Annotated in this window: 16 protein-coding genes and 1 pseudogene; 12 read left to right on the top strand and 5 right to left on the bottom strand. The window is 59.3% G+C overall.

The window, feature by feature from the left end; all coding sequences use genetic code 11:
• The first annotated feature begins 8 nt into the window (after positions 1-8).
• From OKW35_RS21380 to OKW35_RS21365, 4 genes and pseudogenes are all read left to right on the top strand, one after another.
• Positions 9-491, top strand: coding sequence for a glycoside hydrolase family 108 protein (locus OKW35_RS21380; RefSeq protein ID WP_090807511.1), 483 nt, complete (start codon positions 9-11; stop codon positions 489-491).
• On the top strand, positions 491-1,183 hold the full coding sequence (locus OKW35_RS21375) for a hypothetical protein (protein WP_429404237.1): 693 nt from the start codon (positions 491-493) through the stop codon (positions 1,181-1,183). The genes OKW35_RS21380 and OKW35_RS21375 overlap by 1 nt, the downstream gene beginning before the upstream one ends.
• A gap of 151 nt (positions 1,184-1,334) precedes the next feature.
• Positions 1,335-2,879, top strand: a complete 1,545-nt coding sequence (locus OKW35_RS21370) for an alkaline phosphatase family protein (protein WP_429352977.1) — start codon at positions 1,335-1,337, stop codon at positions 2,877-2,879.
• Between the two features lie 198 nt (positions 2,880-3,077).
• Positions 3,078-3,239, top strand: a pseudogene (locus tag OKW35_RS21365) (MFS transporter); the annotation flags it as partial.
• Between the two features lie 24 nt (positions 3,240-3,263).
• On the opposite strand, the gene OKW35_RS21360 reads toward OKW35_RS21365, so the two are convergent.
• Positions 3,264-3,785, bottom strand: coding sequence for a hypothetical protein (locus OKW35_RS21360; RefSeq protein ID WP_429553876.1), 522 nt, complete (start codon positions 3,783-3,785; stop codon positions 3,264-3,266).
• A 177-nt stretch (positions 3,786-3,962) separates the two neighbouring features.
• On the bottom strand, positions 3,963-4,961 hold the full coding sequence (locus OKW35_RS21355) for a methyltransferase (RefSeq protein ID WP_429553074.1): 999 nt from the start codon (positions 4,959-4,961) through the stop codon (positions 3,963-3,965).
• Positions 4,962-5,527: 566 nt separating this feature from the next.
• Between OKW35_RS21355 and OKW35_RS21350 the strand changes: the two genes are divergently transcribed.
• The 6 genes from OKW35_RS21350 to OKW35_RS21325 all read left to right on the top strand — a co-directional run bounded on the left by OKW35_RS21350 (position 5,528) and on the right by OKW35_RS21325 (position 12,257).
• Positions 5,528-6,433: a LysR family transcriptional regulator gene (locus OKW35_RS21350; RefSeq protein WP_429553073.1), complete on the top strand. Its 906-nt coding sequence runs from the start codon at positions 5,528-5,530 to the stop codon at positions 6,431-6,433.
• A gap of 121 nt (positions 6,434-6,554) precedes the next feature.
• Positions 6,555-7,634, top strand: a complete 1,080-nt coding sequence (locus tag OKW35_RS21345) for an isocitrate/isopropylmalate dehydrogenase family protein (RefSeq protein ID WP_429404235.1) — start codon at positions 6,555-6,557, stop codon at positions 7,632-7,634.
• A gap of 11 nt (positions 7,635-7,645) precedes the next feature.
• Positions 7,646-8,572, top strand: coding sequence for a ketopantoate reductase family protein (locus OKW35_RS21340; protein WP_184061626.1), 927 nt, complete (start codon positions 7,646-7,648; stop codon positions 8,570-8,572).
• 298 nt (positions 8,573-8,870) lie between these two features.
• On the top strand, positions 8,871-10,187 hold the full coding sequence (locus OKW35_RS21335; RefSeq protein WP_429492984.1) for an MFS transporter: 1,317 nt from the start codon (positions 8,871-8,873) through the stop codon (positions 10,185-10,187).
• A 95-nt stretch (positions 10,188-10,282) separates the two neighbouring features.
• Positions 10,283-11,179: a hypothetical protein gene (locus OKW35_RS21330; RefSeq protein WP_429553072.1), complete on the top strand. Its 897-nt coding sequence runs from the start codon at positions 10,283-10,285 to the stop codon at positions 11,177-11,179.
• A gap of 433 nt (positions 11,180-11,612) precedes the next feature.
• Positions 11,613-12,257 (top strand): hypothetical protein, encoded by a 645-nt coding sequence (locus tag OKW35_RS21325; protein WP_429553071.1) that lies wholly within the window; start codon positions 11,613-11,615, stop codon positions 12,255-12,257.
• 243 nt (positions 12,258-12,500) lie between these two features.
• Here OKW35_RS21325 and OKW35_RS21320 read toward each other — a convergent pair whose 3' ends face one another.
• The 3 genes from OKW35_RS21320 to OKW35_RS21310 all read right to left on the bottom strand — a co-directional run bounded on the left by OKW35_RS21320 (position 12,501) and on the right by OKW35_RS21310 (position 15,914).
• A complete protein-coding gene (locus tag OKW35_RS21320) occupies positions 12,501-13,157 on the bottom strand; it encodes a 2OG-Fe(II) oxygenase (RefSeq protein WP_429553070.1) in 657 nt (218 codons plus the stop codon).
• A gap of 334 nt (positions 13,158-13,491) precedes the next feature.
• Positions 13,492-14,808, bottom strand: a complete 1,317-nt coding sequence (locus OKW35_RS21315; protein WP_429553069.1) for a hypothetical protein — start codon at positions 14,806-14,808, stop codon at positions 13,492-13,494.
• Between the two features lie 167 nt (positions 14,809-14,975).
• Positions 14,976-15,914 (bottom strand): nitrilase-related carbon-nitrogen hydrolase, encoded by a 939-nt coding sequence (locus tag OKW35_RS21310; RefSeq protein ID WP_184061622.1) that lies wholly within the window; start codon positions 15,912-15,914, stop codon positions 14,976-14,978.
• A gap of 1,118 nt (positions 15,915-17,032) precedes the next feature.
• Here OKW35_RS21310 and OKW35_RS21305 point away from each other — a divergent pair.
• Both OKW35_RS21305 and OKW35_RS21300 read left to right on the top strand, forming a co-directional pair.
• Complete coding sequence (locus tag OKW35_RS21305; RefSeq protein WP_184061621.1) at positions 17,033-17,218, top strand: hypothetical protein; 186 nt, start codon at positions 17,033-17,035, stop codon at positions 17,216-17,218.
• A 572-nt stretch (positions 17,219-17,790) separates the two neighbouring features.
• Complete coding sequence (locus tag OKW35_RS21300; RefSeq protein WP_429553068.1) at positions 17,791-18,093, top strand: VF_A0006 family four-cysteine protein; 303 nt, start codon at positions 17,791-17,793, stop codon at positions 18,091-18,093.
• The last annotated feature ends 78 nt before the right edge of the window (positions 18,094-18,171 follow it).

Below are 18,171 nucleotides of genomic sequence, written 5' to 3'. Positions count from 1 at the left end.
ACAGTTCGATGGACAGCTTCGAAGATGCATTCAAAGCCTTGATCGGAAACGAAGGCGGGTACAGCTTCAATCCGGCCGATCCAGGCGGCGAAACGATGTGGGGTGTGACAGCGCGCGTCGCGCGCAGTGAGGGCTATAACGGCGCGATGAAAGACCTGCCGCTCGATACCGCCCATCAGATCGCCAAGCGCAGGTACTGGGACCCGTTGCATCTCGACGAACTCGATCCGCGCGTGGCTTTCCAGATTTTCGATGCGAACTACAACGGCGGCCTCGTCGTGCTGTGGATGCAGAAAGCGTCCGGCGCCAGGGAAGACGGCAAGTTCGGCCCCGACACGCTCGATGCGGTCAAGAACGCCGATCCGATGAAGTTCGTGATGCGCTTCGCCGCGTATCGTCTGCGCTACCTGCGGAACCTGCATTCGTGGCCGAGTTTCAGCCGCGGCTGGACCGAACGCATGGCAGCCAATCTTCTCCTGGGAGCAGCATGATGGACTGGTCTAAAGTAGCGAAGAATATCAACAGCACCGCCCCGCTTCTCGCCGGGCTTGTAGGGGGGCCGGTCGGCCTCGGCGTGACCGCTGCCGCCGCGATCATCTCGCACGCGCTCGGCACGCCGGGCGACCCGGCCTTCGTGGAACCCGCGTTGAACGACCCCGGCGCACTCGAAAAACTTCGCCAGGCCGAAAGCGCGAATTCGCTGCAATTGCAGCAGTTGATGGTGACGGCCGCGCAGTCGAGCCTCGCGCACGACGCCGACATGGCCCGCATCGCCACGAGCGACACCGCGAATGCACGCGCGATGGGTGTCGCCAATCGCGACTGGGTCCCGAAGGTGCTCGCCATGGCGGTCACCGCCGGCTTCTTCGGCATTTTGCTGCTGATGGCGTTCCAGCCTTTGCCGGGTACCAACAAGGATCTCGTCAACGTGATCGTCGGCGCGTTGGGAACCGCGTGGATCAGCATCATCGGCTATTACTTCGGCACGTCGGTCGGCTCGATGCGCAAGACCGAGCTGCTCGCGAAGCCGAGCGTGCCGATCACGGCCGATAGCGCGTTGACGTTGCGCGAACCGGCGTCGCAATCGGGAGCGCACGCACCGGCGGCGGCCGCGCCGTCCGGCGACCACTTCCCATCGTTCGCGCCGGGCGGGCAAGGTCCGATCTTCTCGGGCGGCAGTTGAGTCGATGCTACGTTAAGCGAATCATGCATGCGACGAAGTACATTGACCGTCGCGTGCATGTCCGCCTCAAAGCAAGGCTCTTTCGCCAGCGCGCGTTTTGCGCTAAGTTGGCAACGCGAAGTCCATCCCGTCCCGAGTGGAGCGATAAAAGATGAGTGACGTCGAGCAGAACGCGCAGAACGATCCGATCGAACACGTCGTGCTACTGTTGATGGAGAATCACTCGTTCGACCAGATGCTCGGCTGCCTCGACGCCGTGCACGACAAACTGGACGGCGTGCGCAACGCGGCCGGCAAATCGAACGCCGACGGTCAAGGCCACACCTTCTATCCGCGTGAAACGCGCGAGCGGCAGATGAAGGACGATCCGAATCACGAGCACAAGGCCGTGATGGAACAGATCGCCGCCGACAACAGCGGTTTCGTGCGTACGTTCGTGAACGACTACCCGAAGAGCAGCCTCGCCGCGCGGCAAGACGTGATGGGCTATTACCCGCTCGGCTTTCTGCCCGCGCTGCACACGCTCGGTTCGCAATTCACCGTGTGCGACCGGTGGTTCTCGTCATTGCCGGGGCCGACGTGGCCCAACCGTTTTTTCGCGCTGACGGGTACGTCGAAAGGCGAGATCGGAATGCCTTCGGGACTCGACGGGCTCAATCCGCACTGGTACACCGAGCAGGATCAGGACACGATTTTCGATCGGCTGAACGCCGCGCGCAAAACGTGGAGCGTCTATTTCTACGACTTCCCCGCCTCGTTGCTGCTGAAGAACCAGCGACGCGCGGAAAACCTCGCGAATTACCGCTCTTTCGATCAATTCTTCGAGGACGCAGCGGGACCCGCCAGTCAGTTTCCGCAATTCGTACTGATCGAGCCGAAGTACTTCGGCGAAGCGCAGAACGACGATCATCCGCCGCACAACATCATGAAGGCAGAGAAGCTGATCGCGGATACCTACAATGCGCTGCGCTCGAATCAGGCGCTGTGGGAGCGCACGTTACTGGTGGTCCTCTACGATGAGCACGGCGGTTTCTACGACCACGTATCGCCGCCGGCCGACGTGCTCGCACCCGACGACCACACCGCGAGCTTCGATTTCAAACGACTCGGCGTGCGTGTTCCCGCCATCCTGGTGTCACCGTGGTGCGAAGCCGGCGTGTGCAACGAACGATTCGATCATTGCAGCCTGCTGAAGTACCTGTGCGACAAGTGGCAAATGCCACCGCTCGGCAAGCGCACCGAGGCGTCCGCGAACCTCGGTGTGGCGATTCGCCGTGGCGGCGGCGCGCGCACCGATACGCCGCCGTTTATTCGCGTGCCCAATCAATCGCTGATTGCGCAGCACGTCGAACTGGAGCGCAAATCGTCGAATGGCAATCAGCATGGCCTGCATCATTTCGCCGACTATCTGCACGCGGAACTGGACCGGCTCGCCGCCGAGGCGGTCGAGGCGGCCGCGCAACTGGCGCGCACCGGCAACGCATGGGTGCGCTTCAAGAGCGCGTTGGGCTCGCTGATGATGAGTCTCGGCCAGTGGCTCAGCAAGGACTTCTACGACGCACGCGACCAACGCGATGCACGCACGAGCCAGGCGTTCACGCGTTTGCGGCAATCGGTCCGTGAGGCGACGCCGGGCATCGCGCGAGACGATGCGGAAGAAACGGCCTCGTCCGTCAATCCGGTCCCGGAGAAATAGCACGCCGCAAAGCGGTGGTAGTGCGGAACGTCGGCGGATGCCAGAGTTCGTGAAATCGGGGACCTTGGATTTCTTCGACTATTTCAATCGTCTTGACGCAGTGGCCGGTTGGCAGTGCCCGGGTGGCAGTGACGGTATCAGTGAAGCGGACGGTGAATCGTGCCACAGAAACCGGGAATTTCGGTTCGGGACCGCCGCAGCGCAGCGCTGCCTGCCATTCAGAGGGAGCTCCACGCGAGCGTTGCGGCGATGCAGTGGATCGTCAACGCCTACCTGCTCTTTCTCGGGTCCTTTGTGCTGGTGGGCGGATCGATGGGCGACAAGCTGCCAGACCGGGCGGTTGCTGGAGCCGGACGCGCAAGCCGCGGCGGCAGCCGGCGATGCTCATACGCCGCCGCAGACACCCGTGGCGAAGGCGGAAGCCGACGCCATCACTGACGCGCTGCGCGGAGTCGCGCTGGTGTCCGGCGCGTGCGCGTTCGCAGGAGCGGGTCTCGCGGTGGCGACCATCCAGCCCGCAAGTGATGTGCTTGGCGTCGCCGGACGCGCCTGCTTTCGGCATCCGTACTTCGATCTCCGCTGAAACGTACCGCCTTCAGGCAGGCAACGATTATGCGCGGCCCGCTGACGGATCGCCGTGTACACGTTTGCTGCCAATCGCGCCGCAACCATGTGCGGGGACTGAGCCGTGGACAAGGTGCGGAACCCTTCCTGAAAATTCCGTGAAGCAATGAGGGGGTGGTCGAGCGTCCTGACGAATGCTCTGCGCATTCTTTCGGTATCGCCAAATCCGGTCTCTCTGGCGATCACTGCAAGTGAGAGTTCTCCGGTATCGACGAGGCTGCGAGCGGCATCGACCCGCAGGATGAGCAAGATCGACCAGGTTTTGTACGTCAGCAAGAGCATACGTCGTCGGGCGTTCGCGACGGCGGAAGATAGCCGCCCGCGCCCGTGCCGAGCACACCCCGGCGTCGACCGTCAGGTCGGCCGGCAGCGCAACCTTCAACATCGACGTCGCGATCGACATCGTCTGAACGCCGTCTCCATTACGAAATGCGGTGCCTGGAGCGCGAGGGGTGTGCGCTACTCGAATGCAACGAGGGCTTGCGGCGAAGGTGGCAGCGGCATCACCGTTACGTTGGAAAAGCCGGCTTCGCGGCCCATTTGCTCGAGTTCGCGCGCGGTGTACGCGTCGCCTTGCGGCGTGGACGCAAGCATCATAAAGGAAAACGCGGCGGCGAACGGCGGCGACACGCGATCCTCGTCGGGAACAAATTCCACCGCGAGCACTCGCCCTGCGGGACTGAGGCTCCTGCGGACTTTCGAGAGTAATTCCACGCAGGTTGGCGGATCGAAGTGGTGCAGGAAGTTCGTGACCAGCGCCAGATCGAAATTCGTACCCCAATCGACTTCGAACGCACTGCCGGCGACCGTGCGGTAACGCGAACTGACACCGGCCGCTGCGGCGTTCTCCGTCGCGACCTCGAGAACCGGTTGCCAGTCGGTCGCCACGATTTCCGCGCCGGGAATCGCTTCGGCGATCGCGATTCCGAACAGCCCATGCCCGGCTGCAATGTCCAGCACGCGCTTCGGTGCCTGAGGCCGCGCACTCACGTGTTGCGCGACGCTCTGTGCGGTTTGTGTCACGAACGGTGCCATCGCACGCGCAAACTTCACCCAGACGGGATGCTCGGGCTCGATGTTGCCCAGCCCCACGGCTCCTCCGTTGCGAACGAACGCGGCGGGGTCGTCCAGCCACAGTGCCGTCATTTCAGGAGCCGCCAGGAAATCCACGATGCTCCCCATCCAGGCCGGCGAGGAAGTCGTCAGGAATGCGGTGGTCGACGGCGTCAATCGGTACTGTCCCGTTTCCTTCTGCAGAAACCCGTGCACGGTCAGAAAGTCGCAGAGTATGCGCACACCGCGCTCGGCGGCCTTTACCCGCTCGGCTATACGCTTAACGTCGCCGTGCTCGTCCGCTATCGCGGTGAACAGATCGAGCTCGACGGCGGCTTTCACCGCGGCAGTCTTCTGATAGGCTATCGCGGCATCGACGAAGGCCTGCGGAGAGATGTCGTCCATGGTCGGTAGCCTATCGTGAGATACCCTGCAAACAGATGTTTGAATCGAATCTTTCTTGGCGGGTTTTCAACGCGTTTGTGCAGCATGGGGCTTCTGATAAGCCTAGTCGAATAATGGCTGCGTGTCGAACCTCTGATTGGAGCGGGGCGAGCGGCCACTCCGCAGGCCTGCTCGCATTCAGCGGAATCCCGAATTCGCGGCGCTGGCGCACTCCGTGAGTCCCGGCCGGAACCCGAATTTCTGGGTTCGGCCATAAGTCGACGTTTGACAGCCGCCGCAATCCGACATCCAAATGACCAGTCCCACCCTGGTACCGGCCAGCCATCCAAGTATCCAGGCGAATCGATGCATCAGTACCGGAACAAGCGCTATCAAAGTGCGACCTCGAGAGGCGCCCTTTGAGGGATTGCACCGTTGACATTGGGCTAGCGCGGGATCAATACACTGGGCACTGGGCGTTCGCCCGGGGGGCGCCACGAGTGGGTCAGTTAAACTCCTCCCCTGATGCCAAAGGGACGCTGAAGCAATGAATTTAGTGCGTGCAACGAATGGCCAGAGAGCCGCCTATGAAGCTTGATCCCGTTTCTCTCAGCTTTTTCATCGCTGTGGTCGAAGAAGGAAGCATCGCAGCCGCCGCGGAACGAGAGCACATCGCCGCGCCGGCCGTGAGTAAGCGCATCAGCGCGCTCGAAGAAACACTGCGAACCACTTTGTTGACGCGCCATCATAAAGGCGTCGAGCCAACTGCTGCTGGGTATGTTTTGCTGAATCTTGCACGTCGCGCCGTCAACTACCTCGACGACATTCACAGCGAGATGCTGGATTTCGCCTCCGGTACGCGGGGGCAGGTGCGAGTTTTTTCAAATATCTCGGCGATAACCCAGTTCCTGCCCGATGACCTCGGGACCTTTCTTGCCGACCATCCGGCAGTCGAGGTCCGGCTCGAGGAACGCAACAGCCTTGTCACGCTGCGTTCAGTCGCTGAGAACGCCGCAGACGTCGGAATCTTCACTGTCGAGCCTCACGCAGAGAGCGTCGAGACTCTGCCCTATGAGGAAGACGAGTTGGCCGTGGTGGTGCGGCGCGACCATCCGCTGGCAGGCAGAAGACATACTCGGTTCGAGGAGACTCTCTCGTGGGATTTCGTAGGGCTTCGTACTGGGAGTGCGATCAACACTCAGCTCACCCAGATCGCCAATCGGCTCCAAAAGGAGTTCAGGCTCCGGATACAGGTCACCGGCTACGATGCTCTTTGCTTGATGGTTTCGTCAGGCCTTGGCATTGCGGTTGCCCCTCGCAACCTCACCAAACTTTTCGTCAAACGCTTAGGAATTACCGAAGTGCCCCTCGAGGAGCCTTGGGCACGTCGTCGCCTCGGCATCGCGATTCGCAACCGCAAAGCCCTCTCGCCAGCGGCTGAGAGCCTTGTAGTGCACCTTCAGGCTCGCGCGGCCGCGCGCCGTGACGCGTAAGGCAGCCATAACGGTTCGTTACGGCTGGCTAGCGAAAGACTAATTCACGGACCAGCCCGCCTTCTCCATTATTTGACCCAACGGCACCGCAACGGCGCCGGTTAGATCTGGAGACACGAAGATGAGCAAGGCGCAATACGAAATCGCCCTCCTGCCGGGCGACGGTATCGGTCCTGAAGTGGTTGACGCTGCGGTTGGCGTCCTGAAGGCGGCGGCTGGGAACGAAGGCGTCGAGCTGAAATACACGACCTACGAAGCAGGCGCAAACCTCTACCAGCGCACTGGCGAATCAATGGCCGAAGCTGACGCGGTTGCCGTCGGCGAGGCAGACGCTGTTCTCCTGGGCGCGATGGGTCTGCCGACTGTTCGCAAGGATGACGGTACCGAAATTGCGCCTCAAATCGATCTGCGCGAACGCTATGGCCTGTTCGCGAGCTTGCGTCCCTGCGAGCTGTTCCCCGGCGTGCCGACGCGTGTAAAGGCCGAGAAAGTAAACATGCTCGTCATCCGTGAGACGACGGAAGGTCTGTTCGCTGGTCGTCACGACAAGCAGGAATCCAGCAATGAAGCTGTCAGCGATCGCCTGACGATCACCCGCGCTACCAGCGAAAAACTCTTTGAACTGGCGTTCGAGCAAGCCAGGCAGCGTCGCGAGACACATGGCACGCCCGGTCACGTCACGCTGCTGGACAAGTCGAACGTGCTGCGCAGCAACGCCTTTCTGCGCAAGGTGTTCGATGAAGTCGCGGAACGTCACCCCGACATCGGCACTGCCCGGATTTACATCGACGCCGGTTCGATGATGTTTGTCACCAACCCGGAACGCTATGACGTGGTGGTGACTGAGAACGTTTTCGGCGATATCACCTCGGAAATCGCAGCCGGTGTGGTGGGTGGTCTCGGCGTCGCACCCTCGGGCGACGTGAGCCTGAAGCACGGCATCTTCCAGCCGAGCCACGGCAGCGCGCCGGACATCGCCGGCAAGGGCGTAGCCAACCCGGTTGCAACGATCTTGTCCGCTGCGATGATGCTCGAATGGATCGCCCGACAGAATGACGATCCGCGTTGCGAAAAGGTTGCTGCGGCGATTCGCCAGGCGACTGCCAAGGTGTTGCAAGACGGTCCGCGCACCCCGGACATCGGCGGCAACGGCAACACGGAAAGCGTCACGAAGGCAATCATCTCCGTGCTTAGCCACTAAGGAGCACGAAAATGGCGAAGATAGCGATTGTAGGCAGCGGAGCAATGGGCTCCGTATACGCTGGTCTGATGGTGAGCGCCGGCCACGAAGTACATGCGATCTGTCTGTGGCCCGATCACGTGGCCGCGATGCAAAAGAAAGGACTGCGTGTTGAAGGTGCCAGCGGCGACCGCACGGTGCCGATTCACGCCAGCACGACAACCGATGGTATTGGCGAGTGCGATCTCGTCATCATCGCGACGAAGGCGTTCGACGTTGAGGCTGCCGCTCGTGCCTCGGAACAACTCCTCGGTCCGAAGACAGTTGTTCAAACCATTCAGAACGGTTTGGGCTCTGCCGAAAAGGCTGCGACGATCCTCGGAGAGAACCGGATCGCGATAGGCGTTGTAGGAGGCTTTGGAGCATCGATTCGCGCACCCGGTCATGCACACCACAACGGCATGGAAATGATTCGCTTCGGCGCTTATCGTGGTCTGTCGCGTGATGACCTCGAAGCGTCTGCTGAAATCTGGCGCTCGTCGGGCTTCAAGGTTGCGATCTTCGGCGATCTTGATCAGATGGTTTGGGAAAAGCTGATCATGAACGTCGCGTTCTCGGGCACCACGTGTGCAACGGGAATGACCATCGGCGAAGTAATGGCGAACCCCAGTGCCTGGAGTGTAGCAAAGGGCGCGGCGGAAGAAGCGATTGCGGTGGCGAAAGCCGCTGGCATCCGCCTCGATGTGGGCGATCCGATCGAGCACATTCGCAAGCTTGGAAGCAAGATTCCCAATGCTCGCCCCTCGATGCTGCTCGACTATAACCTCGGCCGTCGCGGCGAAGTCGAAGCGATCAACGGATCAATTTCTCGCGAAGGCAGGAAGTACGGCGTGCCGACTCCTGTCAATGACACGGTAGTCGCGATCATCAAGGCGCGCGAAGCCAACTTCACCAAGTAATGAGATCCACCCACCCGGCAACGGGTGGGTGTCGTTCTTCGTCCGACAGTGACAGGCGCATCGCACCGATACTAAACAAGCGAAATGGAGACAATCATGAGCCGCCAAGGCAAATAGCGAATCAGTCGCGTGCAGGAACAGCTCCTTGGAAACGAGAACGCAAAAAAAGATTCCGGGCCTGCGCAGTTGAACTGAGCCGTTCCTATCGAGCCGAACTTACCCGGACATACGGTTTTGGACGCTGCGTTAAAACAACGCCGCGACACCTACCCTTTACCAGAGACATAAGGGGCAGCATATGCAAATCAATAAGGCATTGGAAGGTGGCGTAGCAATACGCGATGCCGAAACAGCGCTAATGTTGAAGGTCAAACTTCGCGTTATTCCGCTCATCATCATCTGCTATCTGTTCGCATGGTTTGATCGAATCAACATCAGTTTTGCGAAATTTCATCTGCAGAAGGAGCTTGCGCTGAGCGATACTGCCTACGGCCTGGGTGCTGCCCTGTTCGTAGTGGGGTACGTTGCCTGCGAAGTTCCGAGCAATCTGTTTCTCTTTCGTGTCGGACCGCGCAAATGGATCGCGCGCATCATGATCTCGTGGGGCATCGCCACGGCGTGCATGGTCTTCGTTCGGAGCGAGACGCAGTTCTACATTGCTCGCTTTATCATCGGCGCGATGGAGGCGGGTTTCGCACCAGGCGTCCTCTATTACCTTTCGACCTGGTTTCCTGCGAAGCATCGCGGCCGCGTCAGTGGGCTGCTTTTTCTCGCCCTGGCGTTCTCCGGCGTCCTCGGTGCGCCTTTGTCGGGCTTCATCCTCTCGCACTTCGACGGCTTCATGGGTATGGCCGCATGGCATTGGATCTTTCTGATCGGTGGCTTGCCCTGCGTGCTGCTGGGGTTCGTGGTGCTCTTCCGCTTTGACGATCGTGTCGAAGATGCCAAATGGCTCAATGACGACGAGAAGATTCTTTTGCGGTCCAAACTCGATGCCGACGCGAAGAAGGCCGAAAGCCACTCGTTTCTCGGTGCGTTGAAGTCGAAGGCCTTCCTGATTCTGGCGCTGGCGTACTTCCTCGTTCAGATCGCGTCCTACGGAATGAACTTCTGGATGCCACAGCTCATTCGCTCGTCGGGAATTAAAGACCCCTCTACCATCGGTCTACTCACAGCCCTCCCGTACTTGTTTGGTGGCATCGGGATGCTCACGATGGGCAAGCTGGGCGATCGTTCTGGGAATCGTCGAATGGTTTTCGCAGGTTGCATGCTGCTCACCGCCTTAGGCTTTCTTGGCGCGGGCATCTTCGCGAAGAACCCGGTTGCGCTGGTCGTCGCCCTGATTGTTCTCGGTACGGGCATGCTGACCACGATTCCGGCGTTCTGGACACTCCCGCCTAAGGTTGTGACCGGTGTGGGTGCTGCGGGCGGTATCGCACTGATCAATTCGATCGGGCAATTGGGCGGCATCGTCAGCCCTGTGATGGTCGGCCGTATTAGCGATTTGACCGGAAGCACAACTCCTGCGCTCTACACGATCGTCGCATTGTGCGTGCTTTGCGCAGCGATCGCTATCTGGGCCTTCCCGGCTCAACTTCGAGCCAAGGACGTCTAAGCCAACTCGGAACGACAGCCTTGCCGTTAGGGCGGGGCTTCCTTTTCCCCGAGCTATTCGTCCACTGTGTAACAGAGCACGCCCACGTTGAAAAAATGGAACAGATGCGTTTCGATCCCGCTGCCGCCGCGGCCCACTTGGAATGGTCGTGGCAGACCGGGCTGGGGCTTGGAGACTTGCCGCCCGGATCAAGACCCAGTTCGCTGAGTGGCGGCTACGCCGCACAGGCGCTTTTTGTCGAGCGTATCGGCGAGCCAGTGATTGGATGGAAAATCGCGGGTGCCTCGCCGCGCGGACTGCGCGGCGAGTTAATCAACGCTCCTGCCACCGGGTGCTTGGTCCAATCGCGAGTCCCACCTTCGGGCAGCATCCTCAATTTTCGCGTCGATAGTCGTGCGACGCTTGAAACCGAGGTTGGTTTTCGCTTCGGTCGCACGGTTTCTCCTGCAAAAGAAGCGTTCGATACGTCAATGCTTGATCGTGCTTTTGTTGCCATCGAGGTCGTGTGTAGCCGATACATCGACAGGAAAGCAGTCGCACAGCCTAGCTTCGTTGCCGATAACCTTGGATTCCACGCACTAATCTGCGGCGAGCAAATCCCCTTTGCAGATGATTGTTCCTTTGATGAGGATGCGGGCATCTGGCGCAACGGTGAGCGTATCGCATCAACGCTTAATGGCGATGATCGAACTCGGCCGTTTGAATCCCTTGCGTTCCTTTGGAAGGAGTTCGCGCGCCAAGGTCGGACGCTGGAAAGAGGAGCGATCGTGACAACCGGCACCCTGAGTGCACCGGTAGACTGCACGAGCAGCGCAAATCTGACAGCACGGTTTGCGGACGCCACCGTCGGTGTGGCGCTGAGATTTTCGTCGGATAACGCTCAAGATGACGACGGCAACGTTCGCAACAAAGGTGTACTGAAGTCAAGAGTCAATGTTGAGCATTACGACTGGCTCAATGGTGCATCGCCGTTCCCGCAGTCCGAATTCTAGTGGTAAGCCTTTGCGATCAGCCGCCACGGCGCTTGCTTGATAACTGGGTCAATTCCTTCCGGGGCGCGGGAGAAGCTAGTCGGAATGCAGGCGTGCCAAGTGGCTGAATCGCCTCTGATACCGGCCGTAGAATTCCACTTATCGTGACCGTCTGCAAAGGGTGGCGGATTCAACCGGTGGATGCAATAGTTTGCTGGAATCGTTAGACGCCCGTCCGCTCATCCTCTGATCCTGTGCGAGGATCGACCCGTCTGATGTCCGGGGCAGGAGCGGCGGCATAAGCCGCCGCGCCATTGCCGCCGCGCAAGCCGGTAACATGCGAATAGCGCAGAATAGGATCGTGAGCATCTTCAACCGCGCGTGAGAGGAAGTGGCGCCCGATTTCGGTCGTTATGGCCTACGCGTTAGCGACAACCTTGTTGCAGAGAGCCAAATGAAGAAAGGAAAGACGAAACTTACCCGCCATGATGCTGAGCGCCTTTTCGAGGGTCTGCCTAATGGGAACGTGAAAGTATCGAGCCGGCCAGAGAACCCATTCGATGCAGGGGTGTTCGACGAGGTCGAGCGCGTCGACGACGAAGCCAAACTCTGGAAAGACAACCTCATTACTCTTCCGATGGCGATCGAGTTGCCTGCTGCCTACGAGTCGGTATCTCGCATGCGCGAGTCGATGGCGAGGGCATGGCGCGCGAAGTGGGTAAGGGAAGGTAAAAACGAGGTTGTCACTGAGTTTCCTGAAGGTTGGACAGCCGTTCGCCCGGAAAGCGGACCCATAGAGTTGCGAGATCCGTCCGGCGTGGTCCGCGCCATATACGGGTGGGCCGAGGATGCTGAGCTCAGGATTCTGCCGCGGTATCTGGTTGAGTCACAGACGAACAGTTCAAGCGGACTGGGCAGCTTGCTCGTCCGTGATCGCGCAAACGGTCAAGTACTTGAGAGGTCGTCGATCTGGTCGGCTCAAACTGGTACCAACCATCCCGATTGGGCCCGGTTGTCAGAGTGGCTCAACTTACACTATCCACAACATCGCGACCCGCTTCGGTACTGGGAAGATTGCGAGGAAAATCTCCAACACTGAGCTACTTTTTGGGGACTCTGTTCCCGCGTCTGCTGCACCCAGGGTGACGGGGGCGAAAGGAGGGCTCACGGCTTGATTGAGCTTCCGAGCTCGGCCACATTGTCGTGACTCGGCGTTGGCTTCGCGCGTATGCCATCGGCACCATGCCGAACTGGACGCTAACGAAATCCGGCAATTGATTGTCAAGCTGATCCGAAAGGGCGCGATCCTGGACGCTAACCACAGATGCGCACGCGGTTCGGCTTACACCCGCTGCCTCATCCAGCATGCAATGCTCATGCGGTCGCGCGTGGCGGGCAGCACCTCGTGTTCAAACTCCGCCGAGAGAAACAAGAGCAGCGTTCCGGCGCGCGGAAAGACGTCGTGATAAGACTGATCGGCAAGGTATAGCCGAAGTGCGCCGCCCTCGGCGTCCTGCCACGCTTCGTTGAGGTAGAACACAGCGGAAATCACGCGGCTGTCGCTGTTACGCAGGCAGTCGAGGTGGCGTGCGTATCCGGCACCTGGCGGATATACCGCGTAGTGTGATTCGCTATCGACCAGACCGAGAAACAGGTCGCGGTTGAGCGCGTTCCGTAGCGCGTCGATGCGATCGGCGAACGCCTGCTGCCGCGTGCTCAGCGCGTCGGGTTGGAACCAGTGCGTGCTATCGCCGCGCAAAAGTGTGGCAGCGCGATTGGCCCCCACACGGGCTGGTGTCAGCAGCTGCGCGTCGTGCATGGCCATGCATTCGGTCGATAAGGCCTGCGTCTGGCTCTGTGACAAAAAGTTCGACACGACACACCAGCCGTCGACGGCGAGCGCGCGAGTCGCGATGTCGAATTCGCTGGATCGGGAATTCGACCCGACATCGATTGCCTCGTCCGGCGCGGCGTCGCCGATCAGGCAATCAACCAGCAATTCGATTTCCGCTTCAATCAGGGGGTGTTCCAGAAATGCATCCGTTTTATTTGTTCTTCCGCTGGCAGCTCGATCGAGTACTCGCTCGGGTCTGCTACCAGCTGGTCAAAACCATCAAGCGTTGTCGGGGGCGCGTCGAACGCGGGCATTGACACACGCCGGACCCAGGAGGAAGAGCCGGGTCGAGGTGGTCGATCTGTTGGGACAACCGCGCAGTCTACACGAGTGGGACGAAGGCTGAACGAGCGACCACGAAAGACCCTGGATTACGAAACACCGGCTGAACGATTCGATCGAACTATTGCATCGACCGGTTGAATCCGCCAGGTTGACGCTAGCGGCCAAACTTCTTTAGCCAGCTCACCGGAAGCCCGTGCTTTCTGGGAATCTCCGCGTTTCGTTTCGAGGTTTGCCGCGGTCCGGTTCGACCGCGTCTGACATTCATACCTTTCAGGCGGCTGGTTGCGGCTTCGACCAACGTCGTTCGCACCTGCACGCGGGTCGCTTCGTCAAAGATAGAACTCGCTATCTCGTCGATCGCTAGTGCAATGAGCGCATCGCGCTTTTCCGGCTGTAGTTGCAGCCAGGGGCCCCACGGATCGATTGGAATCGGCCTTCCGCCAAGAACTAGCGAACCACCTGCGTCATCGGCCACACCCCCGAGAAGGCGCCCTACAAGTACCGGCAACGGAAAATGCCACCATGGCCAGCTCGTCGTGGGTGACAGCATGAAAGCCGTCAAAGTGCCGTTCTGCTTCCCCATCCCGATGATCTGTCCGCTAGCGTTGATATCGAACACAACCTCCAGATGCCATCCTGGATCCGAAATCAGCTTGTCCAGAAGCGTCGTCGTCCCGTTTTGATAGAGAAAAGCTCCAAAATGAAAGCCGTTGTTTAACGACGGATCGTCAAACACGCAACTGCCGACCACATCACCACTGTTGTTGATTGCCGTTGCAGTACCCTCGGTTGCTCCAGCGGGCAGCGGGATAGGCTGAAAGACCGGCGTCGCCTGCCGTGTGTCGCACGTTCCCGGAACGGCCTTGTATGTGGGCGGCGTGCCGGCTGCTCCGCAGGCTACCCCGGCGTCGTTAATGCCGTACGCGCTTTCCATCGCATCCAGCATCTTTGTGGTGCCGCTCGCGACGCTATGTACTCCCGGCTTCCCGGAATCGCTAAAGCCAACTGCTTCTCCCTGGTTGTTTATCACGGCAAGATTAAGCGCCGGAACAGTGGCAACGAGACGGTTTGCGGGCACGCTGAACAGGAAACCCTCTCCGTTAGTGCCGCCGCCGCAAACGAGCCCCTGATCGTTGACATCGGCCGCCCATGAGATCGGCCCGACCAGGTTCGAGAGGTCAGTCACATTCCCGGCGTCGACGATGATGGCGGACTCGGTTGCGTAGTTGTCCGTTGTCATGCTGCCCACAGCGATAAGGCCGTCGTTGATACCCCAGAGGGTCGTGTGATTCGGAGGCGCAAGGGTAGAGGTAAGCCAGCCGTTTAGCCATTGCGCGCCAACCGGCCGCGATTGCCCCTCGTCGTTCACAAATGTGGTTCCGGCTGCCTGACCATCATTACCCAATGAGTATGCTTCCGCGCTCACGGGGGCGTCAGGATCAGGTCCCAATATTGGCAACAAGGAATACATAGCGTCCTCCATCGCCCGAGAACCGGGCATCATTCGCCTGTTTCAGGAAGGCACGGTGAAGTGCCGCAATGAAATGCATACTGGGACCGAATGTCCTCGGTGATGTCGCGACCGACGTTAGGCATCCGTGCGAGGCCGTTTCGGAGAAACAGCCCGACGCGGCGCAATCAACGGTTCTGCTCAAAGACGACGGGTGGGGTAACCGACTCATTTACATGGAGGCGGAATATATCCGGACGTGCGTAGTGCCCTACGACATCGAAGTCGTATTTTCCCCTCGCGAGGTCAGCGAGATCCAGTTCGTGAACAAGCAGGGCATCTTCATCGAACACGGGCCCGGCAAGCACCTCTCCTAGTGGTCCCACTATGCAACTGCCGCCACGCATGAGAACGGTATCCGGATTGTTGCCCTGGACGGCAGCATAGTTGTCCGGCGCATCGCGGCGCCGTAAATGCTGACACGCAGAGAGCACAAAACAGCGGCCTTCCATCGCAATGTGCTGCATTGAAGCAACCCAGGTGGGCCGACTGTCCGCTGTCGGCGCGCAATAAATCTGTATTCGCTTCGCGTACATGGCCATGCGCAAAAGCGGCATGTAGTTTTCCCAACAGATCACCGCACCCAGCCGACCGAAAGGCGTATCGAATACGGGAAGCGTCGACCCGTCGCCAAACCCCCAGATCAACCGCTCGGCCGCTGTGGGCATCAGCTTTCGATGTTTTCCCAGCAGTATTCCATCGGGCGCCAGGAAGATGACAGTACAGTAGAGCGTACCGCCGTCGCGCTCAATCACACCGACGATCAGGTATTGCCTCAGGTCGCCTGCGATCTGCGCGATTCGATTTGTCCACACAGATGGCACCTCGATCGCGCTGTCAAAGTACCGGCGATAGTCCTCTCTGCCTTCAGGCGTCCTCTCGCCGACGGGAGCGCCGAAATGCAGTCCCTTGGGATAGGCGGATACGAAGGCTTCCGGGAACACAATCAATTGCGAATCGAGTTTCGACGCCGCGACTACGTCCCGTTCGAGCTTGGCCAGCGTTCGTTCGACATCGAACATGGCCGATCCCGTTTGCATGACCGCTGCACGCAGAACTTGCTCCATTCTGACCTCCGGTTCGAAGGCGTTAGTTCACTTTATTAAAGGGCGAGAATTGGTGCGCGCATAGATTTTTTGGCCATCGTTCAGTTCTCACATCGTTGAACGCCCGTCAGCCCGTCACTACGCCCTTTTCAGCGGATGACAAAGGCAGGTGGATTGATTCGCCGAGTCGGGCAACTGCGCCGGAGGACCCAGACACGTCGGAATGTGGGCAGAGAAAAGTCGTGATCGTGATGTGGCGGCAATTTCAGTTTAGACGCGGCGGTACTCCCTGCTATATGCCATTCGCATATGCACAGACGGCTCGCAGAAGCCTTTCGACGCTGGATTTGCCTGTGTAGTGGGGCACGCTTGTCTCATCCGCGCCCTTGAATACGGAAAAACAGACGGTGCCGTTCACGCCCGCTTCGCGCGACCTTCATTTGAACTGGCACTCTCGGCCATGTTCAGCCGGTCGCCCGCTCACTCGGCCAGACATTCAAAAGTCGCTTTCATGCTGAAAGCTGCCGCTCGCTTTGCTCCGTGACCCGGAAGAGGCTTGCCGTTGAACCTCCGACTATGGGTTGTGTGCGCTTCCGTCGACAACAGTTAGTCCAGGCGGCTTGGCGAGTATTCGCATCGCTGCTGCAGCGAGCATCTTCGATGACCTGCATGAGTGCCTCGCAAGAGAACGGCTTGTGCAGATAGACATCGAAGAGCCGGGCAATGTCTCGCTGACTGACAGCGTCTCCCGTCATTGAAACGAGGAAAGCCGCGGAGCGAATCGGCGTTTCCCTCAGCGACCGTGCGACAGACTCATTGTCCTCAGGCTTCGATCGGATTCTAAGCCTCGAGGACATCGTACAAACACGGGATACGGAGGCGGACCGCATGTGTCGCGATCTAACCCACAGCGCCAGACGGAGAGTTGGATCCGACCCACCGGTCGCAGCGCGCATGTCTGTCTACCAATTCGCACTGGTCGCCATTAAAAATCCAATATTTTCAATTAGTTGTGTGATCGCTTACCGCGGTGACACCGTTTGGCACGCACTTTGCCTTGATCCTCATCGAGGAGTATCTACACCCTCAAAACAAGCTCTGACATTCCTGACTGACTAATTTACCCTTGGAGAATCGAAATGAACGCGCTGGTAATCAAAGACCTCCCCGTAGTCGTTGAGATGGATCGTACTGCAATGACCGCCGTCAGCGGCGGCAGGTTGCCGCAGCAGATCGTGAACATCATCCAGGCCGTTGGCGACTATGCAAATGACGCTCCTACTCAGCACAGTTTTACTGGCAGTGGGACTTCTGTGACGTACTAACAGAAACACGGTGATTTCGTAGCTCAAGGCCCCGCCAACGAGGGGCCTCTTTGAATTCGCTTCCGGTGACTTTATCTGCGCTGCCCCGATACCGACCGTTCCGCTTCAATTCGACGGGTTGTTGTGAGCGTGAGCATTCTTTCCGAGGGCATTACGACCGTCTTCTTGTTCACGATCGATGAGGTACTAGGCTTCCGGTTCCTCACCAGGCGTGCTCAACTTTTCTCCTCGTAAAACAACGGACTCCCACGCGGACCGCGGACGCGAAACACCATGACGACGCAGGTCCCAGCACCTCGTTGGCTTAAGCCGCCGTCGGTGTGGCGACCGGCCAGCGGCGGCTAAGTCGAATAGTTGTTCCCGAAAATGCCACTTGAACGTACGGACCGGTCAGTTTTCTGCCAGTGAGAGCGCGCACCGTGACTGGCCGTTGAGGGTCGGTCTGAGGCATTCACATAGGTGGGCCGAGTGTTTGACTCGGCCCTGCCACCACCGGTCATTCGACACTGACGCCTGAATCGCTGATAATCGGTAACTGCCCGCCGTTATATCCCTGAGTCTTGGTCGCAATCATGCTCAAACTCGCCTATCTGTTTCTCTCGATCACGCTCGCCACCCCGCTCTCGGCCCTAGCGTACGGTAGTGATAATCCAGACTACGATCAATGCATTCTGCATTCGTTGGAAAACAGTCAGAGCAGCTTTGCGGCTCGCCAGATCAGCAACTCGTGCGACGCGATTTACAGAAATGGCGCAATGCTTTTGCCGCGCGAAAGAGCGTATCACCTGTGTGTCCTGCAAAATGTGCAGACCGTGAGAGGAGCATTTGCGGTCAACGAGATACTGCATGCATGCCGACGTCAAAATCAGATGTAGGACGGACGCCATTGACGATTGCAGCCCTGAGATTCGCAAGATTTAATTGCGATTGCGTTCATTGACCTCGCCCCGTGG

It is taken from the genome of Paraburkholderia sp. MM5477-R1, assembly GCF_050436385.1.
GTDB lineage: Bacteria > Pseudomonadota > Gammaproteobacteria > Burkholderiales > Burkholderiaceae > Paraburkholderia > Paraburkholderia tuberum.
The sequence above is the reverse complement of the archived record's forward strand: the minus strand, read 5'-3'. Positions and strand labels throughout refer to the sequence as shown.